14 protein-coding genes are annotated in these 14,238 nt (G+C 36.5%); 8 read left to right on the forward strand and 6 right to left on the reverse strand.

Translation table 11 applies throughout. The annotated features are described in order from the left end of the window. Window positions 1-15 precede the first annotated feature (15 nt). From PGC35_RS10665 to PGC35_RS10695, 7 genes are all read left to right on the forward strand, one after another. Complete coding sequence (locus PGC35_RS10665) at window positions 16-1,347, forward strand: short-chain fatty acid transporter (RefSeq protein ID WP_056830789.1); 1,332 nt, start codon at window positions 16-18, stop codon at window positions 1,345-1,347. A 188-nt stretch (window positions 1,348-1,535) separates the two neighbouring features. After that, on the forward strand, window positions 1,536-2,138 hold the full coding sequence (locus PGC35_RS10670) for a carboxymuconolactone decarboxylase family protein (protein WP_375219142.1): 603 nt from the start codon (window positions 1,536-1,538) through the stop codon (window positions 2,136-2,138). A gap of 14 nt (window positions 2,139-2,152) precedes the next feature. Beyond that, a complete protein-coding gene (locus PGC35_RS10675) occupies window positions 2,153-3,040 on the forward strand; it encodes a 3-hydroxyacyl-CoA dehydrogenase NAD-binding domain-containing protein (RefSeq protein ID WP_375219143.1) in 888 nt (295 codons plus the stop codon). Beyond that, on the forward strand, window positions 3,041-3,211 hold the full coding sequence (locus PGC35_RS10680; protein ID WP_375219144.1) for a hypothetical protein: 171 nt from the start codon (window positions 3,041-3,043) through the stop codon (window positions 3,209-3,211). Continuing rightward, window positions 3,178-4,083 carry a zinc-dependent alcohol dehydrogenase gene (locus tag PGC35_RS10685; RefSeq protein ID WP_375219145.1) on the forward strand — a complete coding sequence of 302 codons (906 nt, stop codon included), beginning with the start codon at window positions 3,178-3,180 and terminating at the stop codon, window positions 4,081-4,083. Before PGC35_RS10680 ends, PGC35_RS10685 begins: the two co-directional genes overlap by 34 nt. Window positions 4,084-4,095: 12 nt before the next feature. Next, entirely contained in the window at window positions 4,096-4,776 is a 681-nt protein-coding gene (locus PGC35_RS10690) for a cyclase family protein (RefSeq protein ID WP_375219146.1), read from the forward strand. 252 nt (window positions 4,777-5,028) lie between these two features. Beyond that, window positions 5,029-6,543 carry a LysM peptidoglycan-binding domain-containing protein gene (locus tag PGC35_RS10695; protein ID WP_375219147.1) on the forward strand — a complete coding sequence of 505 codons (1,515 nt, stop codon included), beginning with the start codon at window positions 5,029-5,031 and terminating at the stop codon, window positions 6,541-6,543. Window positions 6,544-6,890: 347 nt separating this feature from the next. Here the strand turns inward: PGC35_RS10695 and PGC35_RS10700 are convergent, their stop codons facing one another. From PGC35_RS10700 to PGC35_RS10710, 3 genes are all read right to left on the reverse strand, one after another. Beyond that, window positions 6,891-7,058: a hypothetical protein gene (locus PGC35_RS10700; RefSeq protein WP_172794362.1), complete on the reverse strand. Its 168-nt coding sequence runs from the start codon at window positions 7,056-7,058 to the stop codon at window positions 6,891-6,893. Between the two features lie 649 nt (window positions 7,059-7,707). Next, a complete protein-coding gene (locus PGC35_RS10705; RefSeq protein WP_375219177.1) occupies window positions 7,708-8,694 on the reverse strand; it encodes a ketoacyl-ACP synthase III in 987 nt (328 codons plus the stop codon). 162 nt (window positions 8,695-8,856) lie between these two features. Next, on the reverse strand, window positions 8,857-9,207 hold the full coding sequence (locus tag PGC35_RS10710; protein ID WP_375219148.1) for a hypothetical protein: 351 nt from the start codon (window positions 9,205-9,207) through the stop codon (window positions 8,857-8,859). Window positions 9,208-9,950: 743 nt separating this feature from the next. Here PGC35_RS10710 and helD point away from each other — a divergent pair. After that, entirely contained in the window at window positions 9,951-12,287 is a 2,337-nt protein-coding gene (gene helD / locus PGC35_RS10715; RefSeq protein WP_375219149.1) for an RNA polymerase recycling motor HelD, read from the forward strand. Between the two features lie 145 nt (window positions 12,288-12,432). Here the strand turns inward: helD and PGC35_RS10720 are convergent, their stop codons facing one another. From PGC35_RS10720 to PGC35_RS10730, 3 genes are all read right to left on the reverse strand, one after another. Then, the gene (locus tag PGC35_RS10720) at window positions 12,433-12,672 is read right to left on the reverse strand and encodes a hypothetical protein (RefSeq protein ID WP_053591418.1); all 240 of its coding nucleotides are present in this window, start codon (window positions 12,670-12,672) and stop codon (window positions 12,433-12,435) included. A 125-nt stretch (window positions 12,673-12,797) separates the two neighbouring features. Then, window positions 12,798-13,244, reverse strand: a complete 447-nt coding sequence (locus tag PGC35_RS10725) for a GNAT family N-acetyltransferase (RefSeq protein WP_056830809.1) — start codon at window positions 13,242-13,244, stop codon at window positions 12,798-12,800. 223 nt (window positions 13,245-13,467) lie between these two features. After that, window positions 13,468-14,034: a DUF4256 domain-containing protein gene (locus tag PGC35_RS10730; RefSeq protein WP_375219150.1), complete on the reverse strand. Its 567-nt coding sequence runs from the start codon at window positions 14,032-14,034 to the stop codon at window positions 13,468-13,470. Window positions 14,035-14,238 lie beyond the last annotated feature (204 nt).

Genomic DNA, 14,238 nt, shown 5'->3' on the forward strand with positions numbered 1-14,238 from the left:
TAGGGGGATTTTATGATGGAAAGATTAACGAATTTCTTCACTTCCATAATGAAGAAATATTTGCCAGACCCATTTGTATTTGCAATTGGTTTAACGATTTTAACTTTTATTTTAGCACTTTTAATTGAAGATATCTCATTCCTCGATTTAACAACTGAATGGGGTGGCGGCTTTTGGAATCTTTTAGCCTTCACTACGCAAATGGCTGTAATTTTAGCTATGGGTTATGTATTAGCAACAGCACCTATTACCGATCGCTTTTTAAATAAAATAGCAAGTAAGGTACATACACCTAAGACGGCTATTATTGTTGCTACACTAGTAGGTGGTATCGGTAGTTACTTAAACTGGGGTTTCGGACTTGTAATTGGTGGTATTATCGCTAAAAAATTAGCAGTAAAAGTAAAAGGTGTCCACTATCCATTGATTATTGCTGCTGCCTATTCTGGTTTCACATTTTATGGCTTAGGTCTTTCAGCTTCTATTCCAATTTTAATTTCAACACCTGGCCATTTCTTGGAAGAAAATATGGGTCTGATTGCTTTATCGGAAACTATTTTTAGTTTACCAATGATTCTTACAGCTATTTTCTTATTCATCACATTACCGTTATTTAACGCTATGCTTCATCCAAAAGACGCAAAAAATGTTATCGAAATTGATCCTGCTTTATATTTAGATTCTAAAAAAGAAAAAGTAAAAATACTTGAAGAGAATACATTTGCTAACAAATTAAATAATAGCCGAGTACTTTCTTATTTGATTGGTACTTTAGGAATTATTTACGTCATTGTTTACTTTGCTAATGGAAAATCATTAGATTTAAATATTCTTAACTTTATTATCTTATTCCTAGGGATTATTTTGCTTGGTACTCCTGCAAAATATACGGAGCATCTATCAGATGGTATTAAGACGGTATCTGGTATTATTCTTCAATTCCCATTCTATGCTGGTATTATGGCGATCATGGCTGCATCAGGCTTAGTTGATACAATAGCTAAAGTATTCGTTGACATCTCTACTCAACATTCATTACCGTTTTGGGGCTTGATTAGTTCTTTCTTCATTAACTTCTTTGCTCCATCTGCTGGCGGTCACTGGGCTGTACAAGGACCTTTCATGATTGATGCAGCAAAAGCACTGGGAACTTCACTTGGAGAGACTTCGATGTCTGTTATGCTTGGTAACGCTTGGAATGATTTAGTACAACCATTTTGGATTTTACCAGCACTAGCACTATCCCGTTTAAAATTAAAAGACATCATGGGCTTTTTAGTAATGATCATGTTTTATGTAGGAATAGTCTATATTGTTGCTACACTAGCTTGGTCTTACCTATTCTAATCAAGAAATTCGCAAGCGCCTATTATAGGAATACAGTCTAAGTTCGCGACATCGCGTCGCAACGACTGCATGACCCACTTCCTGTGGGCCTCCCGAGGGGGAAAGGCGCTGAAGTCTGAACATTTTCTAATAAAAAAAGGGCCTTGTTTTTATAACAATGGCCCTTTTATATAAACGGAGGTTTAGTTATGCACTCTTTACTTCAAGATTCTTCATTGTCTAAAAAAGAAAAGTCTTTACTATTAGTTGGTTTATTTGCCGCTCGCCTTGAAGAACAAGCAATGCTTCATTTCACAGAAGTGGCGATTGATGCTGGTAATACGGTCAACGAGATTGCTGAACTGATTTCTGCTGCAATTATTTCTCGTGGAATCCCAACTTGGTTATCTGGTATCGAAGCTATTTCTAAAGCCATTGAAATAACAGGAAAGACTGAATCCTTGATAGAGGCACAGAATGTATCTGCATTTTCAACTCAAGAAGATTGTGTAAGCTATTATCAATCAGAGTTTGAGCAACTACCAAAATGGATTCAGTATTTAGTAGATTATGCACCCGATACATTATTAAAGTATAGCAATTTACGTACTACTTCCCTTCGTGACGGTGTGGTTTCACGTTATTTAAAGGAATTACTTTTATATGCTATTAACCTTTGTGATCAATACCCAAAAGGAATTAATATTCATAAAACGAATGCGATTCAATTAGGTGCAACTGATGCAGTATTAGAAGATATTAAAACAACCTGCATTTATGCAGTTGGTATTCAAGCCATTTTTAATGATTAAAGAGGTGTTTCCTTTTGCAACATGTATGCATAATTGGCGGTGGCTTTATGGGGGCCGCACTCACAAAATATTTCTTAAAAGCACAAGTAAAAGTGTCGTTATTAGAAGAGTTTGCATCACGGCGTATGGAATTGATGGCAGATAAAACATTTCAAGAAGTACAATTTTTAGAAACAATCGAGGAATGTAACGAAGTAGATTTTATTATCGAGGCTATTACGGAAAATTTACAAGCAAAGCAACAGCTTTTCGAAAGAATTGACGACTACTTCCCTACTTCTACTACCTTTTGTACGAACACATCTAGCTATCTAATTAGCTCTATTGCGAAAAACGTAAAACATAAAAACAGAGTGATTGGCACGCATTTCTTTTCACCAGCACATATTACTCCTTTAGTAGAAGTCGTGCCAAGTGCTTTCACAGAATCACATCACATCCAAAAAACAATGAATTTTCTACAATCCATTAATAAAAAGCCTGTACTATTGAAAAAAGAAATTCAAGGATTTGTGGCAAACCGACTTCAAAGTGCACTTTCACGAGAGGCAATGTCACTTGTCCAAAATGGCATAGTGTCATCAGAAGAACTGGATTTCATCGCTAAATGGAGTTTGGGGATTCGCTTAGCTAATACCGGCCCTCTCGAACAGCGTGATATTAATGGCCTGGATACACATATGGCTATTGTCAAATATGTTTATCCTACGCTTGAGAATGGTACGGAACCATTACCTGTTCATGAAGACTTAATAGCAAATAGAAAATTGGGAATGAAGACAAACGAAGGATTTTATGATTGGTCTACAATCAATAAAAAACAATATCTAGCCCATAAAGAGGATGTTCTATTAAATATTATTAGGGCAGTATCAGCTCAGGATGGAGAGGTGGATAACTAAATGCAATACGAAGCGCTAGTGAAAAATACAACAGCTCCAAAAGATATTAAATTTGAGACATACAAAATACCTGCGTTAGAACCCCATCAAAGCTTATTGAAAGTAAATGCAGTGGCATTTGTGGAAGTGATTTGCATATGTATGATGGACATGGAGGCTATGATTGGGTAACCTATCCACTTGTTTTAGGTCATGAGGTAACTGGTTCAGTGGTTGCCGTTGGTGAAGGTGAAGTCCCCCAACAACGTATGGTCATTAACCCATATAAAAGCTGTGGTAGTTGTGAATTCTGCCTCGCAGGGGAAAGTAATCGCTGTGATTTCGATGATTATAAATATATAAAAACGCCGACCGAGGCATTACGTTATGGGTTTCGAGAAGCAGGCGGAATGGCAGAATACATGGTTGTCGACAAGAAGAATTTAATTCCTATCCAGGATACAGTAACTGATGAAGTAGCAGCGATTTCAGAGGCACTAGCTGTTAGCTATACCGCAGTGGCTAAAATAGAAAACTTTGAGAAGAAGTCGATTTTAATAGTTGGTCCAGGTCCCATAGGATTAGGTGTAGCGGCCATATTAGTAGGCGCTGGTAATGAACGTGTGATGATGTTGGGTACTGCGGTTGACGAAAATCGCCTTCAACTAGCAAAAGACATTGGTGTTTCAAAGACTTATCAAAACGCAGGGGATATTCCACATGAACAGTTTAAAGGTTTTGATGCTATTATTGATTGTTCGGGACATCCATCTATTCCAAATGCAGCCCTTCGCCTTTTAAAAAGAGGTGGTGAACTCATTTTAGTTGGCATTAATCCAGCTAGTTTTTCTGTTCCGATGGATCAAATCGTTCGTGGAGAGATCTCTATTAAAGGAAGTTATGGCATTACACAAGCAAATTATGAAGCCATATTATTACTCGCAGCAGACGCCCGCTACCCTTTCCAAAAACTAATTGCACAAACTGTGCCCTTTAAAGATTGTCTACAGGGCTTTGAAAGTGCTTTAAATAAAGCTACAGGTAAGGTTGTCATTAAAATGTAAGGAGGAATTTACTTGAAACTCATTGATTTAACTTTAAAAATTTACGATGGACTTCGCTCTTATACATCACATCCACCAATCGCTATTGCAGAGGAATCCACTTTTGAAAATTCTGGTCATCGCTATGTGCCTCCTTGTGAAGGCTTTGAGTCACGAATGCTAAAAATGTCTGATCATAGTGGAACACATATCGATGCACCTTTACATTTTATTCGCGATGGCGAATCTACTTCTGATATGGATCTCTCAAAAGCATATGGAGAAGCTGTGCTATTAGACGTGTCTGACTTTAAAGATCCTTTCCAAGCTGTAACACGCGAAATGTTAGAGGAAGCGGAAAAACGCCAAGGGATAACCGTTCAACCTAACGACATTGTCCTCACACGTACTCGTAAACTTTCATGGGGAGAAGGATCCTTTTATGAAGAACATGCATTTGCACCTTGTGCTGGTGATTGGCTCATTGAAAAAAAAGTAAAATGTGTTGGATTAGATTTAGCCAATATCGACGTTCACGACAATATGATGCGCGAAGTACATCTTAAGATATTAAGCGTACCTATCTATATTGTGGAAAACTTAGTCAATTTACATTTGCTTCCTTTAAACGAGCATTTCACTTTCATGGCACTTCCGCTGAACCTTAAGAACGCTACAGCATCACCAGTTCGCGCTGTCGCATTTATTAAATAATATTGAATTTAAGGATACTCTTTCTTTATAGAAAGAGTATTTTTTTACTTAACATTAGGTTATTATCTACAAGCTGTTTGCCTCATTATTGGCAATGCTTTTCCCACAACCATCTTTTTAAAGCTACCAAATTAAGTAGTACCGTACACCATTGGATACCTTACCACAAAGTACCTGTATCTATTAAACTTAATCCATAGTAACCTATGAAGGTTCTAATACTATTTTCAAATTAGAGGAGAATGAGATTAAGTGAAAAAGATACTTTATAGTATTTTTATATTAATTTTAGTTTTAAGTTTCGAAACTATAAAAGGTGAGGCCTCCAGTACTTCTCTTTCTGTTGGGTCTGTTCAAATAGATAACGTTAAAGTATTAAGTTCACCAAAACAAGGTTCAACCGTTATTACAACTTTAAAAAGAGGTGAAGAATTTCCTGTTCTGTCCACTATAACGGGAGATTCAACTACTGCGGTAGTCCATACTGTAGTTGTCGGGGACACATTATGGAAAATTTCAAACCAATATGGGATTTCATTGGGTCAGCTTCAGAAGACGAACAAGCTTACTACGACCCAAATTCGAATTGGCCAGAAATTAATAATTCCTCAGAATTACCAAGTATATACGGTTATTAAAGGAGATACTTTATGGAAAATTTCCACTAAGTACGGAGTATCTACGAATGATTTGATCGAATTGAACAATTTGCGTTCTTCAAACATACTGGAAGGGCAAAAATTGAACATTCCTGACTATTACCTACAAGTTCAGTTGCTAGACGGTAAAAAAGGATGGGTTAAGAAATCACTTTTACAACAAAGAACTCAGGAGCTAATCGTTATGGGTTGGAAGTATAGTGGGAGTTCCGAGAGCTATGCCCAACAATTGAAGCATTCAAACTTAAATGTAGTGTCACCACGTTGGTATACTTTAAGCAATTCAGGCAATTTTGTTTCCATTTCAGCCGATACAAAATATTTGCAGGATGCACACAGCAAGGGCAAAAAGGTTTGGCCATTATTTGGAAATAAATTCGATCCTGACTTGACTGACACAGTATTAAATAACGCTGCAAATCGTAAGAAACTTGTTGTCGCACTGAAGGACTCTTTAGTCCAAACAAAAAGTGATGGAATCAATGTAGATTTTGAAAACATACATCCGAAAAACAAGGGAGATTATGTTCTCTTCATAACCGAACTTAAAAAAGCTCTTCAGCCTAATGGAATTAAAGTATCTGTTGACGTCACTCGAGAAAACAGCGATCCTTTTTGGTCTGGAAGTTTAGACCGCAAAGAGCTAGGCAAAATTGCTGACTATATCGTTTTGATGGGCTATGACGAGCATTGGGGAAATAGCCCAATCGCGGGGTCTGTAGCTTCGATGCCTTGGATTGAAGAAGGTGTTGAGTTATTAATGTCCGAAGTACCCTCTCATAAGATTATCTTGGGGATGCCCTTTTATACAAGGGAATGGGTGACTAATTTATCGACAAAAAAAGTAAGAAGTATTGACCGTACAATGAATGAGGTCGAGCAAATTATCTCATCAAAAGGACTTAAGAAAGTTTGGGATCGAAATACTCAGCAAAATTATGTAGAATATACAGCAAATGGAGAGAAGCACCAGATTTGGATTGAGGATAAACAATCCATCGAGCTTCGCGTTAACTTGGTCAAGCAATATAACCTAGGTGGTGCAGCAGCATGGTATATTGGTTCTGAAACACCCGACGTTTGGGATGTATACCATTTCAACAAATAAATTCTTTAGAGTTTTAAGCACCTTTTTACAACCTGTGTCCGTTGACTCAGGTTGTTTTTTATTCTTCATTTACTTAGAGCTATCCCATCTGTAATAAGCGCTAAAGGCAATTAAACGGATAGGCATTTATAATCCCTCTAAGGTAAAGTTTTAAAACATCTATCCGACGATTTCATGCTGTATGCTTTTGTACGCATACACAAAAAAAGATTGCCCAATTTAAAGGGCAATCTTTTCTTCCTCTATATTGTCAGTAAAAGAGGTGGTTAAAAGTAACGCATAAATGTTTTTAGTTAAGCAATATTTCTCGTCAATTGGTCTTCATCTTTATTATGATAGAGACACTATTACTTACCTTCTTCTTCATTTTTATTTCCATCATCTACATCATCCATCTCTTCACCATCATTTACTCCATTATCCTGGTCAACTCCGTCCCCACAACCAGCCACTCCGCCAAGCACTAACCCGCCTACTAGTCCACTAGCCAATAATTTCTTTTTCCAATCTGCCATGTTAGTTCCTCCTTTTAATGTGTTGAACGTTCTAACAAATGTCTACCCTTTGACATATATCTCTAAACAAAAAGTTACTCGGACGTTACCATCTTCATTATTCCATAAGAAAAAGCTGCCCTCTAAAGCAGCCGTTTCTTCAACTAAACACCAATAGTTGAAAAATAAAGTTGAGTAATATGCTTCAGCATTTTAGCCTTTATGAAAATTAGATTTCCTCCATCTACCCTTCTCCATTAATTCATTAATAAAGCTTTATATTTTAGAACAATACTCGAATTGAATAATTTAATTACTACTTAACTTTGTCTTCTTTAAAATAAATATTTCTCTTATAAAAGCCCCAATGGCTGAAGAGAGAAAGATTATAGCTATTAGGTTTACGACTCTAACAAATGTATAGGGTGTGTAAATAACTTGAACGCTTTGACTAATTACCAATAAGCCAAAAACTAGAGACATCATTATAAGATATTTGGGCGTTGCTTCCCTTGGTTTACTCATTATCATCACCCCTAAATTACCTATTCTACATATGGCTCACACTATCCTTCTTAAACCAACCTGCCTCGTTAATACAATTAAATTAACAAATAGAGCGTAGATTCTCCTGAATCTACGCCCTTTACTTTAAGAATATTTACATTGTTTAATATCTAAATAACATAGTAATGAACTCGTGACCGCCACCGATTGTCCAAAATAATATTAAGTCTCCACGCTTTATCTTTCCTGATTCGATTCCTTCATGAAGAGCAATAAAAGGACTGCTTGTACCAGTATATCCATATTTGTCTCCCACATAAATAAATTTTTCTTCAGGTATATCAAAATGGCTTTGAATTTTATCAATATTCACTTTAGCAAATTGAGATAAGCAGAACGCATCTACATCATCAATTTTAAGTTGATTTCTTTCTAGAATGGCTTCAAACATATCATACGTATAAGGGAGTGACATCGCTCCATCAAATGGCTGCCAAAGCATGAATTCTGCACTTTCACCCGCTTTATTTGTTTGAGATAATCCCTTTTGTGGATATAAAATATTGTTTCGGTTACTTGAGTCTACTTCAAACATCGCATCGATAAATCCTGCCTCATTCTCAGTCTTTTCTAAAATAATAGCAGCAGAAGCATCCCCAAAGTTAGCATACGTCATTGCATCTTTTGGGTCAGCCACTAATGATAGATAATCAGAACCTACCACAAGTGCGGTATTAACATGTGGATTGGATTTCATATATCGTGACGCCTGTTCTACTGCAATCGACATACCAGCGCAATTTGCGTTCATATCAAAAATAACTGTTCCTTTTTTTGCTTGAATGGCATTATGAATGAACATAGCGTTGGTTGGAACAGTCATTTCAGGTACTTGAGTAGAAAAAACAATCATATCTATATCCTTACCTTCTAGTCCCACTTTTTTCAACACTCGATTTGTTGCTTCAATCGCCATTGTAATCGTATTTTCTTCATGATTATCAATGACATAACGCTCTTTTCTTCCCATAATACTTAAGAAATTTGTAATATCTTTTCCTTGTTTTTTAAAGTGTTCAAGATAAACATCATTGTTTACTTGTTTTTTTGCATGGTAAACATCCACTGCTTTAATTCTAATGTTAGTCATAGTCATAAGAAACCTCTCGAATGAAATTTTAGTATTATATACAATTACATATCTTGTTATTAAGCGTGATCATTTTAGTACATTTAAGTTACGAGTTTTATTATGTAAATATCAAATAAAAAAGGCAGGATCCTTTAATAGCTCCTTACCTTTTTGTAAAAATTAATATTTTTGAATTACCTCAAACGTAGTTAGCCCTACATTATTCGCCAAGCGCTTTAATTGCATGGAGATTATAGCACTTTTCCTAATACCTACTTCTACTTTCTTAAATCCAGAAGATTTATAAAGTGCTAAACAATTTTCAAGGTCTGGTATCATTTCTTTTGTCACTACATCCAAATCACTGCAATCAAATTCCAAGACGAATTCGCTTGCATTTATTGATGATAACTTATTCTGATAATCATCAATAAATTGTTGAGCTTTTTCAGGAGTAAAAGTCCCGCTTACCGTCATTTCAACAGTTTTCTTAGCAAGATTTACGTTCATTGTGTAAGTTCCTTCTGCCATAATTTAAAACCACTTCCTTATTAAGATCTGTGAAAAGTTGCATTTCGTCATTAGTTTAAATAGTAAGGTTTCATTGTTATACCTACTTTAGACCTAGATTACAAAAAACTTCTCTCTATAACTATCGTCATATAACAAATATTGTTAATATCTATTCAATGTTTTTAAATATTCGAATTTAAAATTAGTGTTGATATAGTAAATTCCATAAACTAGGAAGTTGGACTTCTTCCTTTCAATTCAAATTAAACAAGTAAAGGGAGCAAAAATATTTTTACCTATTAACAATTCATATTTAAAATATTTGAGTACAGATTTGTTTGAGATGTAATGTTCATAAAATGATTCTTTTAATAGAGTAATTAACCACCAATTTGTCGGTGGTTTGTGCTTCATACTTCTCAAAATAATATGCACAGTTAGTTATTATGAAGTATTACTTTTTAACAAAAAGAACCAAAATATATATTACTTAGTAAAAAATGTGGTCCAAAAAAAAAAAAAAAACACCCTATTATCTAGAGGGTGTGTGTTTCTTGCATTTAATTGGTGTATGTTTGCAAAGTAGCATTAAGAATCGACAAACATAGAAATCATGACCAATACATTGAAAAAAATGAGAACCTGTGGTAAATTTATATAGATATATGCCAAAAATAATAATGTGCATTATATCCCTATTATATATTATATAACATAATTTATTCGTTTGTCAATACCAATCTTTTTAAGGAGTGGTTGCTATGGGTTCAGAATTTCAGCAGGAGCAAAAACGAGTGGAAAGTGTAATTGAGACAATAACGGAGCGAATCAGCGGATTAGAGGAAGAAACTTCTCGGCGTCGGAACGAACTAGTTAATATGCGCAAACACTTTTGGGATGAAGTCAAGGTGAATGTTGATACCTTCGACGATTATCTTGAGACCATCATCGGCTTGAGACAAGAGGCTCAGGCTCTATCAGTAAGCCAAAGCACCAATAGACATGTATCCAATAAATTATCCAAGCTTCGACGTATGCAAGAGGTTCCCTACTTCGGACGAATCGATTTCATGGAAGAAGGAGAATCTACTCAGGAACAATTTTATATTGGAATCTCCACACTTACGGATGCAAGTGGCGAAGAATTTCTTATCTATGACTGGAGGGCGCCTGTCTCAAGTGTCTACTATGAGTACCAAACTGGACCGGCCAAGTATGCAACACCTGGGGGGGAAATCAAAGGCTTATTAGAAAAAAAGGGGCAATATCTAATCCGTGGCGGTGTTCTCCAATCTATGTTCGATACAAGTCTCACCATTGGAGACGAGATTTTACAACAGGTGCTGGGCAAAGGCACAGACAAACATATGCACAATATAGTAGCTACCATCCAACAGGAGCAAAACCGAATCATCCGTCATGATCGTGGGAGACTGCTCATTGTTCATGGTGCTGCTGGCAGTGGCAAGACATCGGCCGCCCTGCAGCGGATTGCTTTTTTGCTCTATAAATATCGAGATAGTATGACTGCTGATCAAATTATTCTTTTTTCACCTAATTCGATGTTTAACAGTTATGTGTCCAATGTGCTGCCAGAACTCGGAGAAGAGAATATGCAGCAGGTCACATTTCAGGAATACTTAGACCATCGACTAAGTAAAGAATTTCAAGTTGAAAATCCTTACGAACAATTGGAATATGTTTTAACTGCAACGAATACCCCCTCCTACAGAACAAGGGTTGCGAGCATTCGATTCAAAGCATCACTCCTTTTTTTCGGAGCGATTGAATCATATAGGAAGTCATTAGAGTTTTCTGGAATGTTATTCAAGGATATAAACTTCAGAGGAAAGCCGATTGTTACTGCGGAGCAAATAGCAGAAAGGTTTTATAGTAACGACACTTCACTTCGATTCCATAATCGACTTGAAAAGTTAAAGGAATGGCTAATTAAGAAAATAAATGAAGCTCAAAAGGCTGAACTAAATAAGCCGTGGGTGCAGGAGAAAATCGAGCTGCTTAGCAACGATGAGTACCATAAGGTCCATACCTATTTAGCGAAAAAACGCGGCTTTAAAGGAGAATCGATTGCCGATTATGAGATCGAGCCTGAAGCACTAGCCCAATTGATTGTTCAACAGAAATTGATGCCGTCACGTAAACGGGTCCGAACATTTGATTTCATCGACATTAAGGGGATTTATATGCAGCTTTTTGCTGACCCCCTGCATATCAAACAGTGGATAGAGGGTGAAACACCCGCGGAGTGGGCAGAGATTTGTCAAGCGACGTTGGAAATGCTATATGAAGGCAAACTATCTAACGAAGATGCTACTCCGTTCTTATTTATGAAAGAGCTGATTCAAGGCTTTCAGAAGAACCGCTCCATAAAGCACATACTTATTGACGAGGGACAGGACTATTCACCGTTTCAATTCGAGTTTCTAAAGCGTTTATTTCCTTCGGCAAGAATGACTGTGCTAGGTGACTTTAATCAAGCGATATTCGCCCATGCAAGCGAAAAGGATGATTTTCACACACTTATGAACTTATACGAACAGGTTGAAACGGAAGTGATCAACATGACACGCAGCTATCGATCCACTAAACCGATTATCGAATTTACACGTAGACTAGTACCTAACGGCGAACGGATTATTCCTTTTGAACGCGATGGTGAGAGACCTGTGTTGACACAATTGCTCGATCACACAGAACTGCACCGCTGCATAGCATCCAAAGTCGCGACTTTGCGAAATCTTGGTTATAACAGTATTTCTATAATATGTAAATCAGCTGAGGAAAGTAAGCGTGCATACGAAGCCTTGTCCAACATCGATGATATTAAGCTCGTGAAGAACGGCTCGATTGAATATGAACAAGGAGTTGTTGTCATACCATCGTATTTGTCCAAAGGCATCGAATTCGACGCTGTCATCATTTATGACGCATCAGAGGAAGTATACGGCGATGAGAGCGTTCGTAGAGTATTCTACACCGCTTGCACCAGAGCTATGCATTATTTGCAACTTTACAGTGTAGGTGAACCAACCCCATTATTGAGAAAAGTCTTGCGGGAAAGTTTCATCCAAGCTTGACTTAATCGAAATTTTAACGGATAAACACATGGGGCAATTACCTATTTAAAATAATATTAATAAGCCGAAAATATGTGGTTTTTATTCACCGCTTACATATTTTCGGCTATTTTGCATTTATAAAATACAGCCATAAATTTCCGATTTACTCTTTAATTGACCTTGTTTTCTTCTTACTTATTAACAAAATTAATATCGTTAGAACAAGTAGTAGAGCTGGAGTCAAACCAACATATTTCCAAGCATTATTTGACCCTGAAAAATAATATGCTATCGGTATAAATGTAATCGTACTAATTAGTAGGAATACCCAAGACTTTTTAACAAGACCCACCAATAAAGCTGCAATTGAAACAAATAATGAAAGTTGCCATAATAATAACATTTTCCACCTCCATTTATCTTTTTCTATCTTCAACTAACCTACCCAGTTAGTTCAATAAGAAAAAGCTACCCTTGCAGGCAACCACTTGTTCAACTAAAGCACCCGTTAGTTGATAAAGGATAATTTTAAATAGCAATATTTTTAGAAAATAAAATACGGTCTTGTCCAACACCAGCGTAATCAGTTTTTAAGGATACGGAAAAACCCATTGATTTATGAAATGAGATAGAACCCTCGTTAACTGGTGAAGTAATGCAACGGACAGTGCTACAACCTAAGTTTCGAACCTTAGCAAAAAACAATTCATATAGCTCTCTTGCTAAGCCGTTCTTCCTGAATTCTGGATTAACACCCACGAAGTGTATGTAAGCTTCGTTTAAATTTGTTTGCGACACAAATCCAATTAAAAATGCGGATAATACTTCATTGTCTTTAACTATGAAACTTGTTGACTGGAAATGCTCGAAAAACAGGCGAGGTAACAAATGGGTCATCTCGCGACCACCCCACCAATCATTCAAAACATCCATTACTTTATAATAATCTTCTTCTGTAATGTTATGAGTTTGCATTAATACAACTCCTTTTTGTGCACATTTATGTTATAGATTCATATTAACATGAAAAAACAAATATTTTATTCTACTAAACTGCGCCTTTAGTTGAATAAAAAAAAGAGCTGCCTATTCCAGCTCTTTAATCTATTGCTAATGCCTCTGATAGTTGAAGAATGAAATTAAAACCTTTCTCCAAGTGATCCGTTCTCAAATTTAAATTTAGCCGTCTATTCAAAATTTAAACCCTAAGCGAGCCACGGAATCCCCTTGCAGCATAGTAGGAGTCTGCTCCATTGTGGTACACAAAGACAGTGTCGTAGCGACGATCACCAAAGACTGCCCCGCCGAGTTGTCTAATATTAGCAGGTGTTTGCACCCAGCTCGACGTTTTCAAATCGAAATTTTCAAGTTTCTGCAGCCCTCGGTACTGTTCTTCCGTTAAAATTTCAATGCCCATGGCAGTTGCCATATCAATAGCGTTATTTTCTGGTTTGTGTTTTTTCCTTGAATCCAGTGCTTCACGGTCGTAACAAACACTTCTGCGACCTTTAGGACTTTCTGCTGAACAATCATAAAAAATGTATTCGCCCGTCTCTTTATCATGGCCAACAACATCCGGTTCACCACCTGTTCCTTCCATTTCATTGAGCGACCACAGTTTTTCAGTATTAGCTTCGAGCTTAGCTTGGACTTTAGCCCATTCAAGACCTTCATGGCGGTTCATGTTTTTCTCAAAACGGGCTTTCAAAGTTCTGAGTAGTTCCTCACGTTGTTCTAGTGACAACTCCTTATTTCTCTTTGTCATATAAGTTTCCCCCTTATTGTTACTCTAAATGGTTTAAGACTAAACTGTCCTTTAGTTGTATAAAAAAAGTGAGTTTTATTTATCAATCATTACTAATTTTTTTATCTTAAATATAAAATAATAAATGCGATAATACAAGGATAGGCAAATAAACACAACAGCATTCATATGTTCAACTAACTGTACATAAAAACTTTCTGATTC

It is taken from the genome of Psychrobacillus sp. PGGUH221 (genome assembly GCF_042055255.1).
In the GTDB taxonomy this organism is placed as follows: domain Bacteria; phylum Bacillota; class Bacilli; order Bacillales_A; family Planococcaceae; genus Psychrobacillus.